We start from the raw sequence: 24,112 nt of genomic DNA on the forward strand, positions 1-24,112 counted from the left end.
AATTAGTAGCATAGCTGCCGGCACAAAGCAAGAACAAAATACGCAGCGCGCGGCTTTGCCTGGCTTTGCCGCCTTGCCTAGAAAACAATCAGGCCCGGTAAATCCACTGCTCCGGCACGCGCACCGAAATCTCCTCGCCGGCAGTGATCGTGCCGGGCTTCTCGACCCAGGCGACGAGCCCGCGCAACCGCTTCGCTGCTTTCGGGAACAGCAGCGCGCCGGCCTCGACGTCGGCTATCCCGGCATGCTCGGCGACCGACCTGCCCGCGATCCGGCAAGGCCCGTTCTGCGCGTCGACCTTGACGGTTGCGCCGCCTTTGAAGAACAGCAGCGTGCCGGATGGCAACATCGAGAGGTGCGGCAGGCCTTCGATCACGAGATTGGCGCCGATCCATTCCGGCTTGATCTCGGCGATGCCCATCCGTTCGGCGACGATTGCCAGTTCGTCCGCCGCCACGATCGACAATTGCCGCTCGTTGCGCATCTCGGTGCCGCGCGGATACCAGGGCTCGCGCCCGCCGGAGCGCCGCGTCGTGCCGGCGTGGAAATCGCCATCGATGCCGTCGAAGCCGAGCTGCAACGTATCCACTGCCCGTGTCTCGAAATGATCGAACGGTGCGAGGTAAAGCGCTGCCACCCTGGCGGCGAGTTTTCGCGCGGGCACGATCTCGACCGGAGTTTCGGCTTCGGGAAAAAGATCCGGCATGGGTTCGTGCCTCGCGTGATACGCGCAATTAGCCGCGGTCAGCTCATCAGGTCCAGTCGAAAGCGCTGATGCTCCGATCAAGCGGACTGATGCGATTGCCAGGCGCGCTCCAATGCCTGTGCCGTCCGCGCCGAAATAGTCAGAGCATGCGCAACAGCGCACCGCCGATCGAGTAGCCGGCGCCGAACGCGCAGAGCAGGCCGTAGTCGCCGGCCTTCATGTCGGCATGGTTCTCCGACAGGGCGATGATGGCGCCGGCGGCGGCGGTGTTGCCGAGGCGCTCCAGCACCATCGGCGCGCGGTCATGGTCGACGTCATGGCCGAACGACAGTTTCAGGATCATGGCGTTCATCCGCGCATTGGCCTGATGCAGCCAGAAGCGCCGGATCGCTTGCGGCGTCAGCCCGTGCTCGGCCAGGAACTCGACGATGAATTTGTGGCCGGCAACGGTGACTTCCTTGAACACCTTGTTGCCGATCTGCTTGATCAGATTGCCTTCCAGATCGATCATATACGGATCGTCCTGGGTGGCGCGGGTATGATAACCGAGATTGGTGCGGATGCTGTTCGACATCTGCGTCCAGGTACGCGTATCCAGCACCTCGAATCGGCCCGGCCGCTTCTCGCCCTGGGCGAGCCCTTCGACGACCATCGACACGGAAGCGTCGCCAAAGATGAAATGCGTCTGCCGGTCGCGAAAATTGAGATGGCCGGTGATGATCTCCGGCGTCGTCACCAGCACGCGTTTGTGCGCCCCTGCCCGCACCAGGTTGACGGCGATGTGCAACGCGGCCGCCGCCGAAGAGCAGCCAAGCCCCATGTCGAAACCGGCGCCCTTCGTGCCCAGTGCCTGCTGCATTTCGATGGCGATCGCCGGATAGGGCCGCTGATGATGCGAGGCCGAGCAGATCACCAGGTCGATATCCCCTGGCTTTAGCCCGGCATGATCGAGCGCCTTGCTGGCCGAGGCGATGCCGAATTCGGCCTCCAGCGACAGCGCATCGTCGGGCCGCGCCGGGAAGCGCGGCGCCATGCGGGTCGGGTCGAGGATGCCCTCCCGTTCGATGACATGGCGGGTCTGGACGCCCGAGGCATGGACGATGAAGGCACTGTCCGATTTCTGCAGCAGCGGCTCGCCGGACACCTCGCGGCGGACGTTCTCCATGTCCACCCAGCTGTTGAAGCTGGCGACGAGTTCCTCATTGGTGATCGAAGCCTCGGGGATTTCAACGCCGATGCCGCTGATGATGACGCGATGCATTTTCAGTTCGTCCCGTGCGCAGGCGTTGCGGCTTCATGTCGCGCCGCAAAAAGCTCGGCGCAACCTCTTTTGCACCTAGCCAGTTTATGCCGGCTTAAATCAAGTCCCTGGAAAGGGTCTAAAAGTTCCTAAGCAGCGCGCCGCGCCACGATGAAGAGACGGGGAAAGCGCAGCAACACCTTGCCGCTTGCCGTTTTCGGATAGGCTTCGCTGATCCCGGCCGTGTAGCGCTTCAGGAAAAGCTGCCGCTCGTCTTCGTCGAGCGGATCGAGGAACGGCTTCAGCCCCGTCGACTTCACCCATTCGACGATCGCCTCGGCATCGGCCAGCGGATGGTTGTAAATCGTGTGCCAGATATCGAGCCGATCCGAGAACGGCGACAGAAGGTCGTAATAGAACGAGACCGGCGGCAGCGGCGCGCGAGCCGCGCGCTCGAGCTTTTCGGTGAACGGCATCTCGGCCGCGGTCTCGCGCATCAGCCGGTGCGAGGGCTCAGCCATGTTGTCCGGCATCTGCACGGCAAGCGCGCCGCCGGGAGCCAAGAATCCCATCAGCCGCTGGAAGACTGCCGGATGCTCCGGCAGCCACTGGAACACCGCGTTAGCGAAGATCACGTCGACGGGTTCGGTCGGCTGCCACGCCGCCGCATCCGCCAGCGCAAAGCTGACGCCGGGCAGGCGCGCCTTGGCCTTCTCGATCATGTCGGGCGAGGTATCGAAGCCGCTGATTTGCGCCTGCGGCCAGCGCTCGACCAGCAATTCGGTCGAATTGCCCGGTCCGCAGCCAATATCGACCACCAGGCGCGGTTCTGGCACCGGCACCTGTGCAACGAGATCGCGCGCCGGCCGCGTGCGCTCATCCTCGAATTTCAGGTAGAGGGCGGCGGACCAGTCTTTTCCTGTTTTGAAAGTTAACTTTCCGCCCCGTGAATCTTTCTGTGCCGTCATAACGACTCGCCGCCATGCGTTGATTGACGTTCACGCATATTGCGTAGACCCTTTGACCATGAAAATGGGATTCCAAGAGACTCAAGCAGCATACGACAGCGGTTCGCAAAGCGCGAGAATCTGGACGGAGCGGTGGGCGTCAGAATGGCTATACTGCCCCAACTGCGGGAATTCGCGCCTGACGCAGTTTCCGGCAAATCTCCCTGTTGCCGATTTTTACTGCGATAAGTGCGATGATCAATACGAACTAAAAAGCGCAAAGAAACCGTTCGGCAGAAAACTCGCCAATGGTGCGTATAGCAGAAAAATCGAGCGGCTGAATTCGTCAACGAACCCCAACTTTTTTCTACTCAAATACGATTTTAACCAGCGACTGGTGGAGTCCGTCTGCGTTATCCCAAAACATTTTTTCACGCCAGCAATCGTAGAACGCAGGACGCCGCTCTCCCAAGCAGCACGCCGCGCCGGCTGGATTGGTTCGAATATCCTTCTTAGCCGGGTCCCTGAAGCGGGAAGAATCCACCTTGTCAGAAACGGTGTGATCACCTCGAAAGAAGAGGTTTTGGCAGCTTGGAAGCGAACTGTGTTCCTACGCGATGCGCCCCACGACACCAGGGGATGGCTCGTTGAGGTCATGCGATGTATCGAGTCGATCGGCACAGACGAATTTGACATCGACCAGGCCTACGCATTTGAGCCACAGTTGGCTCTCCTTTACCCGAACAACCAGAATATTAGACCTAAATCCGTCAACAACTTCAGTTTCTTCGCGACAAGGGATATCTTAGGTTCCTGTCCCGTGGTCGATATCAGGTAGCGCGATAACGCAGGTGATCTACGTCAGATCGTTTTTGGTCAGGTCTAAGAATGGCTTGGTATCTCAACAACTACAGATGTTATAAATGTCACAGGTATTGGGCTACTGATTGGTCCTGCGCCTGTGACGACGAGTGTCCATATTGCCAAGCGCGCAATGCGACAGCCATCGATAGCGTCGATCTGACCAACATTGTGGTTCAAGAGAACGACGCGTTTATAGTCCTTAACTCGCCACCGACGGCAGAACACCACCCCGACTACCGGGAAGTTGCGCGGTTCTCTTCAGCCAAACTCGCCGAGGACTTCATAGAGACACTCGACAGAGAATTCTAAACGAGGCGCACGGACTATCTTGTCAGCCGCTTATACGTCATGCGGTGCGGGTTGACCGCGTCCGGCCCGAGTCTACGGATCTTGTCCTGCTCGTAATCCTCGAAATTGCCTTCGAACCATTCGACATGGCTGTCGCCCTCGAAGGCGAGGATGTGCGTCGCCAGACGATCGAGGAACATGCGGTCGTGCGAGATGATGACGGCGCAGCCGGCGAAGTTTTCTAGCGCGTCTTCGAGTGCGGCCAGCGTTTCGGTATCGAGATCGTTGGTCGGTTCGTCGAGCAGCAGCACATTGCCGCCGGTCTTCAGCATCTTGGCCAGATGCACACGGTTGCGCTGGCCGCCGGACAGGTTGCCGACCTTTTGCTGCTGATCGCCGCCGCGAAAGTTGAACGACGCGCAATAGGCGCGCGTGTTGGCCTCGAACTTGCCGAGCTTGACCACTTCGGCGCCGCCCGAGATTTCTTCCCAGACGGTCTTGGTCGGGTCGAGCGCGTCGCGGCTCTGGTCGACATAACCGAGCTTGACCGTCTCGCCGACGCGAATGGTGCCGGCGTCCGGCTTTTCCTGGCCGGTGATCATGCGGAACAGCGTCGTCTTGCCGGCGCCGTTCGGGCCGATGACGCCGACGATGCCGCCCGGCGGCAGCTTGAATTCGAGGTCGTCGATCAAAAGCGTGTCGCCAAAGCCCTTCGACAGGCCCTCGACCTCGATCACTACATTGCCGAGCCGCTCGCCATGCGGAATGACGATCTGCGTGTCGCTCGGACGCCGCTTGTCGGCTGCATCCAGCAGATCCTGGAAGGCCTGGATACGGGCCTTCGACTTGGTCTGCCGGGCTTTCGGGCTGGACTGTATCCACTCGCGCTCGCGGCCGATCGCCCGCTGGCGGGCATCGTCCTCGCGGCCTTCCTGCTTGAGCCGCTTGGCCTTGGCTTCGAGATATTTGGTGTAGTTGCCTTCGTACGGGATACCGCGGCCGCGATCGAGCTCGAGGATCCAGCCGGTGACATTGTCGAGGAAGTAGCGGTCGTGGGTGATGATCATCACCGCGCCTGGATAGGCACGCAGATGCTTTTCCAGCCACGCCGTCGTCTCGGCGTCGAGATGGTTGGTCGGCTCGTCGAGCAGCAGCAAATCGGGCTGGCGCAGCAAGAGCTGGCAGAGCGCGACACGGCGGCGCTCGCCGCCCGACAGCTTGGTGACATCGGCCTCCTTGGGCGGACAGCCGAGCGCTTCCATCGCCATCTCGACCTGCTGTTCGAGATCCCAGAGGTTGAGCCGGTCCATCTCGTCCTGCAGCTTGGCCGACTCGTCCGCCGTCTCGTCGGAATAGTTCATCATCAATTCGTTGTAGCGCTCGATGATGGCGGTCTTGGCCGCGACGCCTTCCATGACGTTTTCGAACACGTTCTTGTTCGGATCGAGCGCCGGCTCCTGCGCCAGGTAACCGACGGTAGCACCCTCGGCCAGCCAGGCCTCGCCGCTCCACTCCTTGTCGATGCCGGCCATGATCTTGAGGATCGTCGACTTGCCGGCGCCGTTGGGGCCGAGGATGCCGATCTTGGCGTCCGGGTAGAAGGACAGATGGATGTTCTCGAGCACCTTCTTGGTGCCGTAGGCCTTGTTGAGGCCGGCCATGTGATAGATGAACTGGCGTGCCACGCGCGCTTTCCCTGAAAAGTCGACTGATGTCGGATTGAATGGAAGTTGGGGGCTATGTAAGCGATGCGGCCCCGAACGGCAAACAGTTTTGGCCCCAAGCGGATTTGGTCGCACCCACAAACGCTTAGCCGCTTCATTTCGTGCCGGCACCCAGGCGAAAGCTCCGGTTAACCATTCCGCGTCAAACAATGTTGGATAGGAAATCGCTGGCAGCCGCGATTTCGGGGAGAGAGATCGGGCCGTGTTGAACAGTTTCCTGCTTTTTGCCGAAGCGGTTCTCTATTTCGGCATCATGGTCACGCTTTTCCGGTTCAGGGGCCGCATCGGCCTCGGCGTCTTTGTTTGCGCCCTTGGCGTCATGCATTTCCTGGAAACCTATCTCGCCAGCGTCTTCTACGTCGCGCTGCCGTTCGGCATGGTATCGCCGGGTTCGGCCGTGCTCTTTTCCGGCAAGCTGGTCATGCTGCTCCTGCTCTACATCAAGGAGGACGCGGCAACTGTCCGCCAGCCGATCTACGGCCTGCTGCTCGGCAATGCCCTGATGATCGGGCTCGTGCTGATCCTGCGCCTGCACGACATCGCACCGCTGCCCGACGGCAAGCTTCCCGACATCGGCTTCATCGACGAGATGGGCTGGCTGATGGTGTGGGGCACGACGCTGCTGTTCGTCGACGCCATCCTGGTCATTCTGCTCTATGAAAAGCTCGGCAAATATCTGCGCAAGGCGCTTTTCACCCGCATCCTGGTCTGCGTCGCCTGCGTGCTCACCTTCGACCAGGCAGGTTTTTTCACGGCGCTGCATTTCGTCACCGGTGCGCCGGTCGCCGTGTTTTTCGGCGGCTGGTTCGCCAAGATGGCAGCGGCCGTGGTCTACAGCACCATGCTGGTCACCTATATCAGGTGGTTCGAGGCGCGGCAGGTGCCGGCGCCGCGCGGGCTTTCCGACATTTTCGACACGCTGACCTATCGCGAGCGCTATGAGGCGCTGGTCGAGCATGTCGGTCGCGACGGCCTCACCGGCCTCCTGCACAGGGGGCGCTTCGACAGCGACGGCGAGGCCGCCGTGGCCACCAGCCTGCGGACCGCCAGGCCGCTCAGCCTGCTGATCATCGATGTCGACCATTTCAAATCGATCAACGACCGCTTCGGCCATGCCGAGGGCGACAGGGTGCTGAAAGCCCTGGCAATTTTGCTTGGCGAACTTGTCGGGACCGACGATCAATTGTTCAGGATCGGCGGCGAGGAATTCGCCATCCTCGGCTGGCGTCCGCAGCCGCTCGCCAGACTGCTGGGCGAGACCGTCAGGCAAGCGGTCAAGACGTCCGCGAGCACCAGCCGGTTCGACATTACCGTCAGCGCCGGCATCTCGACGGTCAGCGAGACGACCCGTTGCCTTGCCGATCTCTTCGCGCTGGCCGACCAGCGTCTCTACAAGGCCAAATCCACGGGACGCGATCGCGTTGTCGGCGAACCGGGCGGCAACGAAGCAGACGGGCGCAACACATGGACCAGGCCGGAGCGCAGCGCCGGCGCGTAACGCTACCCTGGCCTGCGATTGGCTCAATCAGGGTTGTTTGCGCCGCTGCCATGCGCCGATCGCAACCGAAACCGCCATCAGCGCGATCGCCAGCCATTTCAACGCGGTAATAATCGGGCCGGCTTCGATGTCGTAGGCAATGAACAGAAGAATGCCCGGTACCAGCAGGCCGCAGAGCACGAGCGTGATCCGGTTGATCTGCCATGACACTTTTGCCGCAAGCGCCTGATCGCCGGGCACGGCGACAAGTGCGGCCCGCATTGCCTTCGGCGCCACCAGCGCGGTCGAAAGACGCAGCGAGATAGGCAGGCCGATGCCGATGATCAGCAAGGCGCATGCCGCTAGGAGCAGCGAAAACTTCTGCGCACTGGTTTCGGCCGGTAGCGGGAACAGCAGCGCCGCCAGCGGCAGGAAGATACAGAATATCCCGAACGCGGCGATGGCGATGAAGATCGCCGCGTTGACCAGCGTGAACAATTGGTACGTGCCGCCGTCGACGGGTTTGGCGAGCGTGGCCATGCGCGCCCACTCCACTTCGGTGTAGGAAAAGCCCGGCCACTCCATATGGCCGTCGCGGGTCGCCGTCATGCCCTTGGCCCAGAACGCCAACCGCGCCAGCGCGCCGCTCGTCACGCCACTCATCGCCACCCCCTGCGAATGATACCCCCCGGGATCATACCATCCCCGGTGCAAAGCGACAGTCGCGTACGGCCTGTTTACTGGAACCCGACGGCATCGACCGCGCCCTTCGGGCAGCCGGCCTTGGCTGTCGGCGCCGAGGCAAGCAGCAGGCGCCGCCAAACGCAAGAAACACCGCCCCCCATATCGCCCAAATCCGCATTCCGGCACTCCTCGTGAATCACGCCGCAAGCTAGAAACTTGCGACATGTCAGAATTACGATTTCTTTCGCCGGCCGTAAAAACAATCGCCAGCGCATTGAGAGGCTGTGACCGCAGCTGATCTTGACCCAGCGGCGCTCCGGATCGGCGCCCGGCACGCGAATGAGATAGTGAGTAGGCGCAAGCGCGGCGCGGGCCGATGTGAAGATGACCGGCTCTTTCGTCGCCGACGCCGCCTGTCCGGCAACGCAGGCGATCAAGAGCGGCAAGAATCCCGGCAATGTCTCGACCGCGGCTGGTCAGAGTTATGATCTGCTGGCCGGCAACAAGGACGCGGTCCATACCCTCCGAAATGCGGTTCGCCCAAACATGCTGGCGTGTGCCGATATTCTTGACCGCTGCCCGGCCGGCATCGGTTATCGACAACAGCTTGGCGCGGCGATGCGCCGGGTTGTCGGCGTAGACGGCAAGCCCCTCCGCAGCCAGTATGTCGGCCAGCCGCTGTACACTCTGACGGGCGAGACCCATGTCGCGGGCGATGTCGGCCACAGATTTCGGCTCCTTCAAAACTGCACCCAAAACCTGCCAGCGCGCTGCCGTCAGCCCGGTTGGAGCGGCCAGCCGGTCGGCCGCGTCCAGAAAACTGCCGTTCATCCTGAACACGGCAAGCACCAGTTCGGTGAGCACATTTGCCGCTTCGGTCCTGGTCGTCATTTCTGGCCGGCCTCGATGGTCGCGACGAAATTATTAACGGCTTCGGCTACGACCTCGGGCTTGTCAAGCATCACCCAATGGCCGCTGCCCGCCACGATCTGGCGCGGAATGTCCGTGCGCAGCCGGTGGAGCGCGGCTGGAGTGTCACTGGCCTCGGTAGCCAAAACGAACATAGGCCCGCGATACGCATCGAGTGCCGGCTCCGGGTTCCATTCGGCCAGCGCCTTGCCGACACCTGCCCTCGCCGCCGGATCGACCACTGCCGCATCGGCCAGAACACGCTGGCGAACAGCCGCGTTAGGGCCGGCAATCGACGTGTAATAGGCGTTCAGGACATCACGGCCTTGCGGACCGGCCAGATCGCGGACAAAGCCGTCACGAATCGCCTGCGGCAGCGCACGAGGATCGGTCGCCGGGTCGACGAGCAAGACACCGGCGACCCGGTCGGCATGGCTGGCGGCATAAGCGAGCGCCACGCCACCGCCGCCGCTGTGCGCGACAATGAGAAACCGCTTCAGGCCAAACGCGTCGGCCACGGCACCGACATCCATTGCACGACCGTCATAACCGTAGTCACCGTCCTGCGCCGGCGCGGAGGCGCCATGACCGCGAAAATCGAAGGCTACCGCCTCGCGGCCTTCGACGGAGAGCTGCATCACGCGGTCCCAGTGGGAAGCGCGGCTGCAATCTCCATGCAGGAACATGATCGGCAGGCCATTGCCAGCGTTGATCCTGTAAGTGGCAAGCTGGCCTTGCGGGCCTGGAACAGTGGACGTCATCATGGTCATCTCCCTGGTTTCCTGACTGAACGCAGCAATCCCTGACAACAGGGTGGCCGTCGTGAAGGCGAAGCCCGCCAGCAAGATTGCACGCCGCGAAATGGCCCCGGTGGTTTTCACAGTCATACCCGCAATCTGCCGCTGACAATTTGACAGTATGCTGTCATGTAATCACATTGACAGTATACTGTCAATTGCCGTCGAATGGGTACCTACGTCTCTTGACGTCGATCGCCGCGTCGCCCAACAGTCGCCGACGGGAGCGAGACATGCCATTTGACAAGCAGAGGATGCTGGCATCGCCGACCGGCGCCGAGCTCAACCTTTATGTGAAACACGCCACCGGCCAACCGCGCGCCATTGTCCAGATCAATCACGGGCTGGCCGAGCACGCGGCGCGCTATGCCCGCTTCGCCGATTTCCTCGGCGAGCGCGGCTACCAGGTCTACGCGCACGATCACCGTGGCCACGGCGCCACCAAGGCGCCCGATGCGCCACCGGGCAGGTTCGCCGATGCGGATGGCGGTGCCAAGGTCATCGCCGATGTCGCCGCCGTCCATGATCTCATCGCCAGGGAACAACCTGGCCTGCCGGTCATCGTCTTCGGCCACTCCTTGGGCGCGTCGGTCGCGCTGAACTTTGTCCTCCACCACTCGGCGCGCATCCATGCCACCGCGATCTGGAACGGCAATTTCTCGGCCGGACGGCTCGGCCAAATCGCGCTGGGCGTGCTTGCCTGGGAAAGGTTCCGGCTTGGCTCAGACGTACCGTCGCGCATGCTGCCCCGGCTGACGTTCCGGGCCTGGGGCAAGGCAGTGCCCGATCGCCGGACGCCATTCGACTGGCTGTCGCGCGATGCCGCCGAAGTCGAGAAGTACATCGCCGACCCGCTCTGCGGCTGGGACGCATCGGTGTCGATGTGGCAGGACATCGTCAAGATGACGCTGCATTGCGGCAGCGACCGCAATTTCTCCGGCGTGCGGCGCGACCTGTTCGTCAATCTGGTCGGAGGCGAGCAAGATCCGGCCTCGCACGGCGGCAAGGCGGTCAGCCATCTTGCCGGCCGAATGCACATGATGGGCTTTTCGAATCTCGTTTCAAAGGTTTACGCCAAAACCCGCCACGAAAGCCTGAACGAGATCAACCGAGACGTCATCATGGACGATTTTGCCGCCTGGGCCGATCGCGTGCTGAGGGCACGGTAATACTGGCCCATTGCAAGGGCCGTGACAGCGGCGCGCGGGATTGATAGAGGCTGCACTTTCGATCAACCACGGTGATCCATGACTGAGCCTCCGCTCAAAGGCATCCGCGTCATCGAACTCGCACGCATCCTCGCCGGGCCATGGGCCGGACAGCTGCTTGCCGACCTCGGCGCCGACGTGATCAAGGTCGAGAGCCCGGACGGTGGCGACGACACCCGCAAATGGGGACCGCCCTTCGTCATCGGCCATGACGGCGAGAACCTTTCAGCCGCTTATTACCATTCCTGCAACCGCGGCAAGCGCTCCATCGCCATCGATTTCTCGACGCCCGAGGGCGCCGAGACGGTGCGCCGGCTGGTCGCGACATCGGATGTGCTGATCGAAAACTTCAAGGTCGGCGGACTGAAGAAATACGGCCTCGATTATGACAGCCTGAGGAAAATCAACCCACGGCTGATCTATTGCTCGATCACCGGTTTTGGCCAGTCGGGGCCGTATGCGCCGCGCGCCGGCTATGATTTCATCATCCAGGGCATGGCCGGCATGATGTCGATCACCGGCGAAGCCGGGCGCGAACCTCAAAAGGCGGGCGTCGCTATATCAGATGTTTTCACCGGGCTTTATTCGGTCATCGCCATCCAGGCGGCGCTTCGCCATGCCGAGAAGACCGGCGAAGGCCAGCATATCGACATGGCGCTCTACGACACCCAGATCTCGACGCTCGGCAACCAGAACCTCAACTACCTCGTCTCCGGACAGTCGCCGGTGCAGATGGGCAATGCGCATATGAACATCGCGCCCTACGAAGTGGTGCCGGTGAAAAATGGCCACATCATCCTGGCGGTCGGCAATGACGGCCAGTTCGCAAAGTTCTGCGCTGCCGTCGGCCTCGACGAGCTGGCGTCGAACCCTGACTTCGCTACCAATCCAGCCCGCGTCGCCAACCGGGCGAAGCTGCGCGAGCACATGATCGAGGCGCTGAAGGCCTTCGATCGCGATCCGCTGCTGGCCAGGCTCGAAGCCGCCGGCGTGCCGGCCAGCCCGATCAACAACATAGGCCAGATGTTTGCCGACCCGCAGACTATCGCGCGCGGCATGCGGCTCGACCTCAATGACGGCCATGGCAATCTCTTGCCCTCGGTGCGGGCGCCGATGGTCATGTCCGGCACGCCGCTGGTCTATGAACGTCCGTCACCGCGTCTCGGCGAACACACCGAAGAAATCCTTGCCGAACTGGAGAGGTCAGGAAAATGAAGACCGGCGGACAACTCATCGTCGATGCGCTCGAAACCAACGGAACGGACCGTATCTATTGCGTACCCGGCGAATCCTATCTGGCGGTGCTCGACGCGCTGCATGATTCACCGATCCGCACCATCGTCTGCCGCCAGGAGGGTGGTGCCGCGATGATGGCCGACTGCCACGGCCGCCTGACCGGCAGGCCCGGCATCTGCTTCGTCACCCGCGGCCCCGGCGCCACCAATGCCTCGGCCGGCATCCACATCGCGATGCAGGATTCGGTCCCCCTCATCCTGTTCATCGGCCAGGTCGCCAGCCACGCCAAGGGGCGCGAGGCCTTCCAGGAAGTCGACTACGTCAGGTTCTTCGGCGATATCGCCAAATGGGTGGTCGAGATCGACGACGCCGCACGCATCCCTGAATTCGTCACGCGGGCCTTTTCGGTGGCGACCTCCGGTCGGCCCGGCCCGGTCGTCATCTCGCTGCCCGAGGACATGCTGACCAGCCTCGCCGAGGCACCGGAAGCCCAGCATTACACCCCTGTCGAGACGCGGCCCGGCGAAGTCGAGCTCGACGCGCTGGAAGGGTTGCTCAACAAGGCAAAGCGGCCCTTCGTCATCCTCGGCGGTACGCGCTGGGACGCGCCGGCCGTTGCACGGATGCGGACGATAGCCGAAGCCTGGTCGCTGCCGGTCGGCTGCTCCTTCCGCCGCCAGATGCTGTTCGACCATCTCCACCCGAACTATGCCGGCGATGTCGGCATCGGGATCAACCCCAAGGTAGCAACCGCCATCAAGCAGGCCGACCTTGTGCTGCTCATCGGCGGCCGTATGGGCGAGATGCCGTCATCCGACTACACGCTGCTGAAGAGCCCCTACCCCGACCAGACACTGGTCCATGTCCATGCCGACGCCGGCGAGCTCGGCCGCGTCTATCGGCCGGCGCTGGCGATTAATGCCTCGCCTGCCGCTTTCGTCGAAGCCTTTGCCCGACGCAAGCCGGCCGCGGGGCCGGTGTGGGCGGCTGAGGCAGCGAAGCTGCACGCCGCTTATCTCGACTGGTCGACGCCTCCGGAGAGCGGCCCCGGCACCGTCCAGATGGGGCCGATCATGAATTATCTCGAAACGATGCTGCCTGACGACGCCATCCTCACCAACGGTGCCGGCAACTACGCCACCTGGGTGCATCGTTACCATCGCTTCCGGCGTTTCGGCACGCAGGCAGCACCCACATCCGGCTCGATGGGCTACGGCACGCCGGCGGCGGTCGCCGCCAAGCAGCTTTTCCCCGACCGCGACGTGATCGCCTTCGCCGGCGACGGCTGTTTCCTGATGAACGGCCAGGAATTCGCCACCGCCGTGCAATACGCACTGCCGATTATCGTCATTGTCGTCAACAACGGCATCTACGGCACGATCCGCATGCACCAGGAGCGCGAATATCCCGGCCGTGTCGTCGCCACGGATTTGAAGAATCCCGACTTCGCGGCGCTCGCGCGTGCCTATGGCGGTCATGGCGAAACAGTCGAGAGGACCGCCGACTTCGCGCCGGCCTTCGAACGCGCCCGCGCCAGCGGCAAACCGTCGATCGTCGAGATCAGGCTCGATCCCGAGGCAATCACGCCGACGCGGACCATGACCCAGATACGGGACAGGGCCTGAGCGCCAACGGGAAGGTCGAATCCCTTCCCAAACTTCAACAGGTTGATGCAGCGCTATGATCGCTGCGCTACATCGTCGACGGCGCCTTTTCGATCTGCCCGCGGATCTCGCCATCCGCGTGGGCCGCAGTGTGGATGTTGACGTAGTACTTGCCCGCCTCCAAATCGGTCGCCTGGGCATCGGTCAACGTCGCCGAGCCCTTGATCGGGCTCCTCAGCTTGCCTTCGAACGGTATCACCGGGTCGGCGTTTTCGCCCTTTGCCGCCGGGCCGTGAATGTGTGCGGCCTTCGCCGGCCCGCTGAGGCCGGAATATCTCACTGTCCAGCTGAGTTTCTTGGTTGTGGTGTTGAACCTGAGCGTGGCGGTGCCCTTGCCCTTCGTTGTGACGGGTGGGCTCTGCTGAGCACCATCGAGCGTCGCCGTCATCTTTATGATTTCGGCCAAGGCCGGTGAAGCAGAGAAGATGGCTGCAGAAATGGCCAGCGCCGAAAGCATCGGCGTGAAGGACTGGATGCGCATGGAAACCTCCGTTGTGACACCCTTGAGGCGGATGCACCGGCACAACGATTTTGCGAGCGGATGTTTCCGCCGGTAACGTTCATTTTACATCCCACTAAAAAGGGGCGGTCGCCCGCCCCTTTTCCGCTACAAGCCAGTTTGACAGCCCTATTTGATGGCCTTGTCGGTGATCGCCGTCGTGTAGGCGCCGGTAGGCTCCTTGCTGATGATCTTCTGGTCGAGCAGCGCCTTGGCGGTGCGCTCGTAGGTCGCCGGATCGAGCTTGCCATCGGCATTGTCGATCAGCTTGGCGACTTCGCCCATCATGCGTTTCTGGTGATTCTCGTCCTGGCCGCCATTGTCCATGACGATGCCAGCCGCTTCGTCGGAATTGTCGACGGCGTATTTCCAACCCTTCATCGAAGCGCGCACGAAACGCACCATCTTGTCCTCGAAGGCCGGATCCTTGAGCTTGTCCTCCAGGGCATAGAGCCCGTCTTCGAGCAGATCGTTGCCCATGGCGGAATAGTTGAAGACGGTCAGCTCTTCCGGCTTGTAGCCGGCGTCGATGAGCTGCCAGTACTCGTTATAGGTCATCACCGAAATGCAATCCGCCTGCTTCTGGATCAGCGGCTGCACGTCAAAGCTCTGCTTAAGCACGGTGACGCCGTCCGGCCCGCCATCGGTCTTGAGGCCAAGCTTGTTCATCCAGGCATAGAACGGATACTCGTTGCCGAAGAACCAGACGCCGAGCGTGTGGCCCTTGAAGTCGGCTTCTGTCTTGACCGGCCCGTCCTTCGGGCAGACCAGCTCCATACCGGCTTTCTTGAACGGCTGGGCGATGTTGACCAGCGGCACGCCCTTTTCGCGGGCAGCCAGCGCGCCGCCCATCCAGTCGACGATGACGTCGGCACCGCCGCCGGCGATGACCTGCTCCGGCGCAATATCGGGACCGCCGGGCTTGATCTCGACGTCGAGGCCTTCGGCCTCATAGAAGCCCTTGTCCTTGGCGACATAATAGCCGGCAAACTGTGCCTGGGTGACCCATTTCAGCTGCAGTGTCACCTTGTCTGCGGCCATCGCCTGGAACGCGGCAAGCGACATCGCGCCGGCCAGCATCGAAACAACAAGTCTTTTCATGTTTTACCCTCTGAAGTTAGCGCCCTAAACCCACCGCCCTATCCACCACGGACAGAGGGATGCCAAAACGTGATTGCTCTTTCGAAAAGAGCGACCACGCCATAAAAGACCGAACCCGCAAGTGCTGCAACTGCGATTTCGGCCCACACCATGTCGATGTTCATCCGGCCGACTTCCGTCGAAATGCGGAACCCCATGCCGACCACCGGGGTGCCGAAGAACTCGGCGACGATGGCGCCGATCAGCGCCAGCGTCGAATTGATCTTCAACGCATTGAAGATGAAGGGCGCGGCCGCCGGCAGCCGCAGCTTGAACAGCGTCTGCCAATAGCTCGAGGCATAGGTGCGCATCAGGTCGCGCTCCATATGGCCGGAGGCGGCAAGCCCGGCGACGGTGTTCACCAGCATCGGGAAGAAGGTCATGATGATGACCACCGCTGCCTTCGACTGCCAGTCGAAGCCGAACCACATGACCATGATCGGCGCGACGCCGATGATCGGCAGCGCCGACACCATGTTGCCGATCGGCAAAAGCCCGCGCCGCAGGAACGGCACGCGGTCGGCGGCGATGGCAACGAGGAAGCCGGCGCTGCTCCCCACTACATAGCCGAAGATGACCGCCTTGAAGATGGTCTGCCTGACATCGGCCCCCAGCACCGGCAGCGAGCCGACGATGCGGGCACCGATGGCGCTTGGCGGCGGCAACAGGATAAAGGGAATGCCGGCACCGCGCGTCACCGCTTCCCAGATGATCAGGATCCAGGCGCCGAAGATGGCCGGAATGATCAGGCGCAGGGCGGTTGACGCCCAGCGCGATATCGGGCGAAACGACGACAACACGGTTACGCAGCGCCAGGCCAAAAACCACGCGGCGGCGAGCAGCAGATAGAACGATGCGCGAGCGCTGCCCTCATTGCCGGTTATGCCGGCGAGCAGCATCCACGCCGCGCCATGCGCGCCAAGGAACAGCAACACCACCCCGATCATCGGTGGAAAGTTGTCGGCCTCGATTGCCACGAGCAGCAGAATGAAAATCGAAACCGTAGTCGCCATGCCGTAACCGGGCGTAGCACTGACGAGCGGCAAAACAAGCAGCGCGCCGACAAACAGGACAAGCGCGGCATACCCCTGCCAGGATCGAGGCGTGATTGAGGAAAGGCTCAGGAGCGAGCTCATGCCGGCCTCCCGCCCATGGCGCGGTCGACAAGGCGCCCGGCAATGCCGACCAGCATAACCAGCAGCGCCGCGACCACCGACCCGGCAACCAGCGCCGACCAGATGTCGATGGTCTGGCTGTAGTAGGCGCCGGCGAGCAGTTTGGCGCCGATGCCGGCGACGGCGCCGGTCGGCAGCTCGCCGACGATGGCGCCGACCAGGCTGGCGGCCACCGCCACCTTCATCGAGGTGAACAGGAACGGCACCGAGGCCGGCACCCGCAATTTCCAGAAGGTCTGCGAAGGACTGGCATTATAGGTGTGCATCAGGTCGAGATGGGTAAGCTCGGGCGAGCGAAGCCCCTTCACCATGCCGACCGCCACCGGGAAGAACGACAGATAGGTCGAGATCAGCGCCTTCGGGATCAGCCCGGTGATGCCGACAGCGGCCAGCACAACGATGATCATCGGTGCCACCGCCAGGATCGGAATGGTCTGCGAGGCAATGATCCACGGCATCAGGCTGCGGTCGAGCGTCGCCACATGCACGATGCCGACGGCGATGACGATGCCGAGCGCCGTGCCGAAGGCAAAGCCGAGCAGCGTCGACGACAGCGTCACCCAGGCATTGTAGACAAGGCTGCGGTTCGAGGTGATGCTGCGCAGAAAGGTGTTTTCGAAGAAATTCACTGCCACCTGATGCGGCGCCGGCAGCGTCGGCTTCGGCTGCGCCAGCGTCTTACCGATGAATTCCACAATACCCGGTGTCTGATTGGCGCGGCGGTCGAGATCGCGCTGGAACGGCGTGTTAAGGACGACAGCCATGACGTACCAGACGACGACAACGCCCAGAAGGATCGAGGTCACCGGAACGATCTTGTCGCGAAACGAGTCCATTCTAGCAGGCCTCGCCGGGTAAGCGCCCTCCTCTCCCCAACGGGGAGAGGGTGGCTGGAGCGAAGCGGAGGCCGGGCACTTTCGCCCCGGCATTCGTTTCTTTCGAAGGGCGGAGCAGCCGCGAAGCGGCGTGCGTAAAGGGCGCCCCCAACCACCCCTTCGTCATCCTAGGGCGCAGCGAGGAGCGAAGCGACGCGGCGCAGACCCTAGGATCCATTCCGTTACCTTCCCGTTCCGAAGCGGTGCTGAAAATAGCTCCCTCTCTGGAAGGAACGGCGCTTGCGCTGGCTTGCCCGGCGCTTATTCTCGACCGCTTGCGCGTTTCGGCCGACGTCACGGCATGGATCCTAGGGTCTGCGCACGCCGCTTCGCGGCGGCTCCGCCCTAGGATGACGAATGCACGGTTAGCGCCTCCCTCGCGAGGGCGATGCACCTCCGAACGCGCAAGCCCGTTCCGCGCCGCCTCAATCATCATAGCTGTGCCCCGCCCTCAGCCCGTCCCGCACCCGCGCGGCGATGGCCAGGAACTCCGGCGTCTCGCGGATATCGAGCGGCCGCTTTTTCGGCAGCGTCGATTCTATGACGTCGCTGACACGCCCCGGGCGCGGCGACATGACGACGATGCGCGTCGACAGATACACCGCCTCGGGGATCGAATGCGTGACGAAGCAGATGGTCTTGTTGGTTCGTTCCCAAAGCTCCAGCAACTGTTCGTTGAGGTGATCGCGCACGATCTCGTCGAGCGCGCCGAACGGCTCGTCCATCAACAAAAGGTCGGCGTCGAAGGCGAGCGCCCGCGCGATCGAGGCGCGCTGCTGCATGCCGCCCGAGAGCTGCCAGGGGTATTTCTTCTCGAAGCCGCTGAGGTTGACGAGGTCGAGGGTTCGCTTGATGCGCGCCGCCTGCTCCGCCCTGGACAGGCCCATGATCTCCAGCGGCAGCGCCACGTTGCGCTCGATCGTGCGCCACGGATAAAGTGCGGCCGCCTGAAAGACATAGCCATAGGCGCGGCTCTGGCGCGCCTGCTCGGGCGTCATGCCGTTGACGGAGATGGCTCCCGATGTCGGCTTCTCCAGATCGGCGATCACGCGCAGCAAGGTTGTCTTGCCGCAGCCGGAGGGCCCGATGAAGGACACGAATTCGCCCTTGCCGATGGTCAGGTCGACATTAGACAGCGCCTGCACCGGACCATCGTTGGTCTGGAAGGTCAGGCCAAGCTTGCTTGCCAAAACAACGGCTGGCGATACTCCCGTCATCGGCCGTAGCCTGTCGCTTCCGGCCACTGCGGCGCCGGCCGGAATCCCATTGATTTTACCCCGATGTTGCTTTCCACTCGCCCAGTCCTACTCGCCCCAAATCGACGCGCCCTTGTCCCATCAGATAGACGCCCGGAGTTACCCCGATGTCGCCCAAACCGACGTGCCATCTTATCCGCCCTGAAAGCTCTTATGAAGGCAAACAGGGCCTGAGTTATTTTGCCGGCATCGCCGCCGAAACAGTCGGCTCGTCCGGCATCTGCATGCATCTGCTGACCATGCCGCCGGGTGCCCGCGCCAAGGCGCATTTGCACGAAAACCATGAAACCGCGATCTATGTGCTCTCCGGCGAAGTCCATACCTGGTATGGCGACCGGCTTGAACAGCATATCGTGGTCAAGGCCGGCGATCTTTTCTACATTCCGGCCGGCGTGCCGCATCTGCCGGCCAATCTGAGCGACAGCCCCGCCTCGGCGGTCATTGCCCGCACCGATCCCAACGAACAGGAAAGCGTCGTCCTGCTGCCGGCACTGGACGGGTTGGTCGCCTGAAGCCGGCATCGAGGCGGCGGCCGTCATCGGCACCGTCACGAACATGATTTCAGCGGCCCTATCTCCTCAAGGCCGGGAATGGTCACGAAGAAACCATCCCCTCCTTTGTTGACGACCTTGACGGCATCCGTGGTCGTCCCCTCCTCGCCCTCGGCGAAACAGGTGGAGTTCAACAACTGGGTGCCAGGCATCGTCGTCAATCGCCGTGCGAACTCGCAGCCGCTGCCATAGGTTTCGACGCCGTCGGCGGTCAGCACGACATAATCGTCGCTGTCCTGATAACCGAGCCGTACGCCAGCGCAACCGACCCCATTGCCATAGGAGCCGGCAAGGACGTCAGCCGCCGCCGGCCGGGCGGCAAGGATCACCGCGGCCAGTGAGATAATCGCACCGTGGCTCGCCAAGCTCAAACGCCCGTCGCCGGGATGCCTGTACGTTCCACCTTGCGCGGCGCGGAAATCTCCTTCCAGGTCGACAGTGCCCGGTTGACCGCCGCGTTCGGCTCACGAGCGACGAACTCGCCATGGCCGGGCTTTGCCTTGACTTCGTTTTCCTCGATGGACAGTTCGCCGCGCGAAAAGACGAAGCGCGGCAGGCCGGTCACCTCGAAACCTTCGAAGACGTTGTAGTCGATCACCGACTGCTGCTTCTTGGCCGTGATCTTCTTCTTGCGCTTCGGGTCCCAGACGAGGATGTCGGCGTCCGCGCCTTCGACGATGGCGCCCTTCTTCGGGTACATGTTGAGTATCTTGGCGATGTTGGTCGAGGTCACCGCGACGAACTCGTTCATCGTCAGCCGGCCGGTGTTGACGCCGGTCGTCCACAGTACCGGCAAACGATCCTCGAGCCCGCCGGTGCCATTCGGAATCTTGGTGAAGTCGCCGACGCCGTTGCGCTTCTGTTTGGTGGTGAAGGCACAATGGTCGGTCGCCACCACTTGCAGCGACCCGGCCTGCAGGCCGGCCCACAGCGAATCCTGGTGCCATTTGTTGCGGAAGGGCGGGCTCATGACACGGCGCGCCGCATGGTCCCAGTCCTTGTTGAAATACTCGCTCTCGTCCAGCGTAAGATGCTGGATCAGCGGCTCGCCGAACACCCGCATGCCTTTCTGCCGCGCGCGGCGGATGGCCTCGTGCGCCTGCTCGCAGGAGACATGCACGACATACAGCGGCACGCCAGCCATGTCGGCGATCATGATGGCGCGGTTGGTCGCCTCGCCTTCCACTTCCGGCGGGCGCGAATAGGCGTGCCCCTCCGGGCCGTTGTTGCCCGCCGCCAGCAGCTTCTGCGACAGGGCGGCCACCACGTCGCCATTCTCGGCATGGACCAGCGGCAGCGCGCCAAGATCGGCGCAGCGCTGGAACGACGAATAGAGCTCGTCGTCGTCGACCATCAGCGCGCCCTTGTAGGCCATGAAATGCTTGAACGAGGTAATGCCCCTGTCGACGACGGTGGCCATTTCGTCGAACACCTGCTTGCCCCACCAGGTGATCGCCATGTGGAAGGAATAATCGCAGGACGCCTTCGAGGTCTTGTTGTCCCACATCTGCAGGGCCTCGAGCAGCGATTGCTGCGGCGATGGCAGGCAGAAATCGACGACCATCGTCGTGCCGCCTGCAAGGGCCGCGCGGGTGCCGGATTCGAAGTCATCGGCCGAATAGGTGCCCATGAACGGCATTTCGAGATGGGTATGCGGGTCGATGCCGCCCGGCATCACATAGCAGCCGCTGGCGTCGAACTCATGGTCGCCATGCAGATCCGGTCCGATGCCGATGATCTTGCCGTGCTTGAACAGCACATCGGCCTTCCACGTCCGGTCGGCGGTGACGATGGTGCCATTCTTGATGACTTTGGTCATTTTCTTGTTCCCTTGTTCTCTCGCGCTTCTTGTGAGCGGCGTTGCGAGGCTATCCCATCATTCGACAATGACCGCCGTGTCGACCACCGCATGGAACAGCACATCGGCGCCGGCCGCTGCCCATTCCTTGGTGATTTCCTCGGCCTCGTTGTGGCTGAGACCGTCGACGCAAGGGCACATCACCATTGCGGTGGGCGCAACGCGGTTGATCCAGCAAGCGTCATGGCCGGCGCCCGAGACGATATTGCGATGCGTATATCCCAAGCGCTCCGCCGCATCCCGCACAGCCTTGACGCAGCCCGCGTCGAAGGTGACCGGGTCGAAATGGCCGACCTGCTCGATTTGATATTTGATATCGAGCGCGTCGCAGATCGTGTCGATGCCTTCGCGGATGCGCCCGTCCATGGCGTCCAGCACCTCCTTTTCCGGCGAGCGGATGTCGATGGTGAAGACGGTGCGCCCGGCGATGATGTTGCGCGAGTTCGGATAGACCTCCATATGGCCGACCGCGCCGACGGCGTCGGGTTGGTAGTCCATGGCGATCTCGTGCACCAATTCGATCACCCGCGCCATGCCGAGCCCGGCATTGCGCCGCTTCGGCATCGGCGTCGAGCCGGTGTGCGCCTCCTTGCCGGTCAGCGTCACCTGCAGCCATTTCAACCCTTGCCCATGGGTGACGACACCGATGTCGATGCCCTCGTCCTCGAGGATCGGGCCCTGCTCGATATGCAATTCGAAGAAGGCGTGGATCTTTCGGTCACCGACTTTCTCGGTGCCCTTCCAGCCGATCCGTTCGAGTTCCTCGCCGAATTTCTTGCCGTCCTTGTCGACATGTGAATAGACGTCGGCCTGGTCGAGCACGCCGGCGAATACCCCGGACGCCATCATTGCCGGCGCAAAGCGGGCGCCTTCCTCGTTGGTCCAGTTGGTGACGACGATCGGGTGCTTGGTCTTGATGCCGAGATCGTTGAGCGAGCGCACGACCTCCAGGCCGCCGAGCACGCCGAGCACGCCGTCATACTTGCCGCCGGTCGGCTGGGTGTCGAGATGGCTGCCGACATAGACCGGCGGCAGGCTGGGGTCGGTGCCTTCGCGGCGGGCAAACATCGTGCCCATCTCGTCGACGCCCATTTCGAGCCCCGCCTCATCGCACCAGCGCTTGAACAGGTGCCGCCCTTCGCCGTCCTCGTCGGTAACGGTCTGGCGATTATTGCCGCCGGCAATGCCGGGGCCGATCTTCGCCATCTCCATTATCGAATCCCACAAACGGTCTGAATTGATTCGCAGATTCTCGCCGGGGGCGGCCATGGATAGTCCTTTACGCTTTCAGTTCATTGAGGAACATTTGTGCCAGGCGCGGTTCTCCTGGACGATTGGACCCTTGCTCCGCCCTCAATTCAACCAGCCGCTGCATAGGAGCAAAGAGGTCGGCAAAACCCATCTTTTCTCGAACCAAGACAAGCTCGTCTCCTATTGCGTCCAGCCGCTTTACACTTTCCGGCAAATGACGATCTTCGAGATGTGCCGGAAGGGTTCCTTCGTTCTGGCCGAACAGACCCCATCGACCGTCGGCGCAATCGCGAAGCGCAACAAGTAAAGCATCGAAATAGGCCGTCTCGAGAGACTGCCTTTCCTTCTCCAATGCCGCTTCGCGCTTTGCAGAGGCCATTCACACCCTTCCTAGTCTATCGATCGCAACACATCACGGACGTGGTCGATCAGTTCGTTGATCTGGCCCTCGGTGATGATCAGCGGCGGCGACAGCGCGATGATGTCGCCGGTGGTTCGGATCAATGCACCGCGCTCGAACGCTTTCACAAAAGCCGAGAAGGCCCGCTTCGTCGGCTGCCCGGCGATCGGCGCCAGTTCGATCGCGCCGATCAGGCCGATGTTGCGGATGTCGATGACGTTCGGCTCGCCCTTCAGCGAATGCAGCGCGTCCTCCCAGTACGGCGCCAGTTCCTCGCCGCGCGTCAGCAGCCCCTCTTCCTTGTAGGTGTCGAGCGTGCCCAGCGCCGCGGCGCAGGCGATCGGATTGCCCGAATAGGTGTAGCCGTGGAAGAACTCGATCATGTGCTCGGGCCCGGTCATGAAGGCGTCGTGGATTTCCTTCTTCACGAACACCGCGCCCATCGGGATGACGCCGTTGGAGACGCCTTTGGCGGTGGTCATGATATCGGGCGTGACGCCGAAATAGTCGGCGGCAAACGGCGTGCCGAGACGGCCGAAGCCGGTGATGACCTCATCGAAAATCAGCAAGATGCCGTGCTTGGTGCAGATCTCGCGAAGCTTCTGCAAATAGCCCTTCGGCGGCAGGATGACGCCGGTGGAACCGGCAACCGGCTCAACGATGACGGCGGCGATTGTCGAGGCGTCGTGCAGGGCAACGATACGCTCTAATTCGTTCGCCAGTTCGGCGCCATGCTCGGGCACGCCCTTGGTGAAGGAGTTCTTTTCCGGCAGATGGGTGTGTGGCATGTGATCGACGCCGCCGAGCAGCGTGCCGAACATCTTGCGGTTTGTAACGATGCCGCCAACCGAAATGCCGCCGAAATTGACGCCGTGATAGCCGCGTTCGCGGCCGATCAGGCGGGTGCGCGAGCCCTCGCCTTTTGCGCGGTGATAGGCGATGGCCATCTTCAGCGCGGTCTCGACCGATTCCGATCCGGAATTGGTGAAGAACACATGGTCCATGCCCTTCGGCGCGATATCGACCAGCCGATTTGCAAGCTCGAACACGATCGGGTGACCCATCTGGAACGCCGGCGCATAATCGAGCTCTGCCGCCTGGCTCTGGATCGCCTCGGTGATTTTCGGACGGCAGTGGCCGGCATTGACGCACCACAGGCCGGCGGTGCCGTCGAGAACCTTGCGCCCGTCGCTGGTCGTGTAATGCATGTCCTTGGCGGACACGAACATGCGCGGCGCCTGCTTGAACTGCCGGTTTGCCGTGAACGGCATCCAGAATGCGCTGAGATCGTTCGGCGTGACTTTCAGCCGGTTGGACATGACCAAGACTTCCCCTTGTAACCCGTTTCGGTGCGGCTAACGCC

At 62.4% G+C, this 24,112-nt stretch carries 22 protein-coding genes and 2 pseudogenes; 6 read left to right on the forward strand and 18 right to left on the reverse strand.

What is annotated here, in order from left to right; translation table 11 throughout:
• Window positions 1-88 precede the first annotated feature (88 nt).
• From NKJ72_RS00615 to tam, 3 genes are all read right to left on the reverse strand, one after another.
• Window positions 89-706 carry an MOSC domain-containing protein gene (locus NKJ72_RS00615; RefSeq protein WP_352475394.1) on the reverse strand — a complete coding sequence of 206 codons (618 nt, stop codon included), beginning with the start codon at window positions 704-706 and terminating at the stop codon, window positions 89-91.
• Window positions 707-845: 139 nt separating this feature from the next.
• A complete protein-coding gene (locus NKJ72_RS00620) occupies window positions 846-1,967 on the reverse strand; it encodes a beta-ketoacyl-ACP synthase III (protein ID WP_352475395.1) in 1,122 nt (373 codons plus the stop codon).
• Window positions 1,968-2,095: 128 nt separating this feature from the next.
• Window positions 2,096-2,914 carry a trans-aconitate 2-methyltransferase gene (gene tam / locus NKJ72_RS00625; protein WP_352475396.1) on the reverse strand — a complete coding sequence of 273 codons (819 nt, stop codon included), beginning with the start codon at window positions 2,912-2,914 and terminating at the stop codon, window positions 2,096-2,098.
• Between the two features lie 64 nt (window positions 2,915-2,978).
• Between tam and NKJ72_RS00630 the strand changes: the two are divergent.
• Window positions 2,979-3,739, forward strand: a pseudogene (locus NKJ72_RS00630) (DpnI domain-containing protein).
• A gap of 341 nt (window positions 3,740-4,080) precedes the next feature.
• Here NKJ72_RS00630 and ettA read toward each other — a convergent pair.
• Complete coding sequence (gene ettA / locus NKJ72_RS00635; RefSeq protein WP_254819019.1) at window positions 4,081-5,730, reverse strand: energy-dependent translational throttle protein EttA; 1,650 nt, start codon at window positions 5,728-5,730, stop codon at window positions 4,081-4,083.
• Between the two features lie 241 nt (window positions 5,731-5,971).
• Here ettA and NKJ72_RS00640 point away from each other — a divergent pair, with 241 nt between their 5' ends.
• Entirely contained in the window at window positions 5,972-7,267 is a 1,296-nt protein-coding gene (locus NKJ72_RS00640; protein ID WP_352475397.1) for a GGDEF domain-containing protein, read from the forward strand.
• Window positions 7,268-7,294: 27 nt separating this feature from the next.
• On the opposite strand, the gene NKJ72_RS00645 is transcribed toward NKJ72_RS00640, so the two are convergent.
• The 4 genes and pseudogenes from NKJ72_RS00645 to NKJ72_RS00665 all read right to left on the reverse strand — a co-directional run bounded on the left by NKJ72_RS00645 (window position 7,295) and on the right by NKJ72_RS00665 (window position 9,603).
• On the reverse strand, window positions 7,295-7,909 hold the full coding sequence (locus tag NKJ72_RS00645; protein WP_352475746.1) for a hypothetical protein: 615 nt from the start codon (window positions 7,907-7,909) through the stop codon (window positions 7,295-7,297).
• A 74-nt stretch (window positions 7,910-7,983) separates the two neighbouring features.
• Window positions 7,984-8,376 carry a hypothetical protein gene (locus tag NKJ72_RS00650; RefSeq protein WP_352475747.1) on the reverse strand — a complete coding sequence of 131 codons (393 nt, stop codon included), beginning with the start codon at window positions 8,374-8,376 and terminating at the stop codon, window positions 7,984-7,986.
• Window positions 8,377-8,551: 175 nt separating this feature from the next.
• Window positions 8,552-8,821, reverse strand: a pseudogene (locus NKJ72_RS00660) (MarR family transcriptional regulator); the annotation flags it as partial.
• Window positions 8,818-9,603 carry an alpha/beta fold hydrolase gene (locus tag NKJ72_RS00665; RefSeq protein WP_352475398.1) on the reverse strand — a complete coding sequence of 262 codons (786 nt, stop codon included), beginning with the start codon at window positions 9,601-9,603 and terminating at the stop codon, window positions 8,818-8,820. The pseudogene NKJ72_RS00660 and the gene NKJ72_RS00665, both read right to left, overlap by 4 nt.
• A 266-nt stretch (window positions 9,604-9,869) precedes the next feature.
• On the opposite strand from NKJ72_RS00665, the gene NKJ72_RS00670 reads away from it, so the two are divergent.
• The 3 genes from NKJ72_RS00670 to NKJ72_RS00680 all read left to right on the forward strand — a co-directional run bounded on the left by NKJ72_RS00670 (window position 9,870) and on the right by NKJ72_RS00680 (window position 13,705).
• Complete coding sequence (locus NKJ72_RS00670) at window positions 9,870-10,805, forward strand: alpha/beta fold hydrolase (protein ID WP_352475399.1); 936 nt, start codon at window positions 9,870-9,872, stop codon at window positions 10,803-10,805.
• Window positions 10,806-10,883: 78 nt separating this feature from the next.
• Window positions 10,884-12,059 (forward strand): CaiB/BaiF CoA transferase family protein, encoded by a 1,176-nt coding sequence (locus NKJ72_RS00675; RefSeq protein ID WP_352475400.1) that lies wholly within the window; start codon window positions 10,884-10,886, stop codon window positions 12,057-12,059.
• Window positions 12,056-13,705, forward strand: a complete 1,650-nt coding sequence (locus NKJ72_RS00680; protein WP_352475401.1) for a thiamine pyrophosphate-binding protein — start codon at window positions 12,056-12,058, stop codon at window positions 13,703-13,705. Before NKJ72_RS00675 ends, NKJ72_RS00680 begins: the two co-directional genes overlap by 4 nt.
• 67 nt (window positions 13,706-13,772) lie before the next feature.
• On the opposite strand, the gene NKJ72_RS00685 is transcribed toward NKJ72_RS00680, so the two are convergent.
• The 5 genes from NKJ72_RS00685 to NKJ72_RS00705 all read right to left on the reverse strand — a co-directional run bounded on the left by NKJ72_RS00685 (window position 13,773) and on the right by NKJ72_RS00705 (window position 18,650).
• Window positions 13,773-14,225: a CHRD domain-containing protein gene (locus NKJ72_RS00685; RefSeq protein ID WP_352475402.1), complete on the reverse strand. Its 453-nt coding sequence runs from the start codon at window positions 14,223-14,225 to the stop codon at window positions 13,773-13,775.
• A 147-nt stretch (window positions 14,226-14,372) separates the two neighbouring features.
• Window positions 14,373-15,344 (reverse strand): ABC transporter substrate-binding protein, encoded by a 972-nt coding sequence (locus NKJ72_RS00690; RefSeq protein ID WP_254819029.1) that lies wholly within the window; start codon window positions 15,342-15,344, stop codon window positions 14,373-14,375.
• 38 nt (window positions 15,345-15,382) lie between these two features.
• Window positions 15,383-16,519 (reverse strand): ABC transporter permease, encoded by a 1,137-nt coding sequence (locus tag NKJ72_RS00695; RefSeq protein ID WP_352475403.1) that lies wholly within the window; start codon window positions 16,517-16,519, stop codon window positions 15,383-15,385.
• Window positions 16,516-17,394, reverse strand: coding sequence for an ABC transporter permease (locus NKJ72_RS00700; RefSeq protein WP_352475404.1), 879 nt, complete (start codon window positions 17,392-17,394; stop codon window positions 16,516-16,518). The genes NKJ72_RS00695 and NKJ72_RS00700 overlap by 4 nt, the downstream gene beginning before the upstream one ends.
• A 464-nt stretch (window positions 17,395-17,858) precedes the next feature.
• Window positions 17,859-18,650, reverse strand: a complete 792-nt coding sequence (locus NKJ72_RS00705) for an ABC transporter ATP-binding protein (RefSeq protein ID WP_352475405.1) — start codon at window positions 18,648-18,650, stop codon at window positions 17,859-17,861.
• Between the two features lie 146 nt (window positions 18,651-18,796).
• Between NKJ72_RS00705 and NKJ72_RS00710 the strand changes: the two genes are divergently transcribed.
• The gene (locus NKJ72_RS00710; RefSeq protein ID WP_254819033.1) at window positions 18,797-19,201 is read left to right on the forward strand and encodes a cupin domain-containing protein; all 405 of its coding nucleotides are present in this window, start codon (window positions 18,797-18,799) and stop codon (window positions 19,199-19,201) included.
• 35 nt (window positions 19,202-19,236) lie between these two features.
• On the opposite strand, the gene NKJ72_RS00715 is transcribed toward NKJ72_RS00710, so the two are convergent.
• The 5 genes from NKJ72_RS00715 to aptA are packed head-to-tail and all read right to left on the reverse strand — an operon-like array spanning window position 19,237 to window position 24,068.
• Window positions 19,237-19,605, reverse strand: coding sequence for a hypothetical protein (locus NKJ72_RS00715; RefSeq protein ID WP_352475406.1), 369 nt, complete (start codon window positions 19,603-19,605; stop codon window positions 19,237-19,239).
• Between the two features lie 2 nt (window positions 19,606-19,607).
• Window positions 19,608-21,059, reverse strand: a complete 1,452-nt coding sequence (gene hydA, locus NKJ72_RS00720; protein ID WP_352475407.1) for a dihydropyrimidinase — start codon at window positions 21,057-21,059, stop codon at window positions 19,608-19,610.
• Window positions 21,060-21,116: 57 nt separating this feature from the next.
• The gene (locus NKJ72_RS00725; protein WP_352475408.1) at window positions 21,117-22,367 is read right to left on the reverse strand and encodes a Zn-dependent hydrolase; all 1,251 of its coding nucleotides are present in this window, start codon (window positions 22,365-22,367) and stop codon (window positions 21,117-21,119) included.
• Window positions 22,368-22,377: 10 nt separating this feature from the next.
• The gene (locus NKJ72_RS00730) at window positions 22,378-22,728 is read right to left on the reverse strand and encodes a hypothetical protein (RefSeq protein ID WP_352475409.1); all 351 of its coding nucleotides are present in this window, start codon (window positions 22,726-22,728) and stop codon (window positions 22,378-22,380) included.
• An 11-nt stretch (window positions 22,729-22,739) separates the two neighbouring features.
• Window positions 22,740-24,068: an omega-aminotransferase AptA gene (aptA, locus tag NKJ72_RS00735; RefSeq protein ID WP_352475410.1), complete on the reverse strand. Its 1,329-nt coding sequence runs from the start codon at window positions 24,066-24,068 to the stop codon at window positions 22,740-22,742.
• Window positions 24,069-24,112: the final 44 nt, after the last annotated feature.

The organism is Mesorhizobium sp. M0045 (assembly GCF_040323385.1).
In the GTDB taxonomy this organism is placed as follows: Bacteria; Pseudomonadota; Alphaproteobacteria; order Rhizobiales; family Rhizobiaceae; genus Mesorhizobium.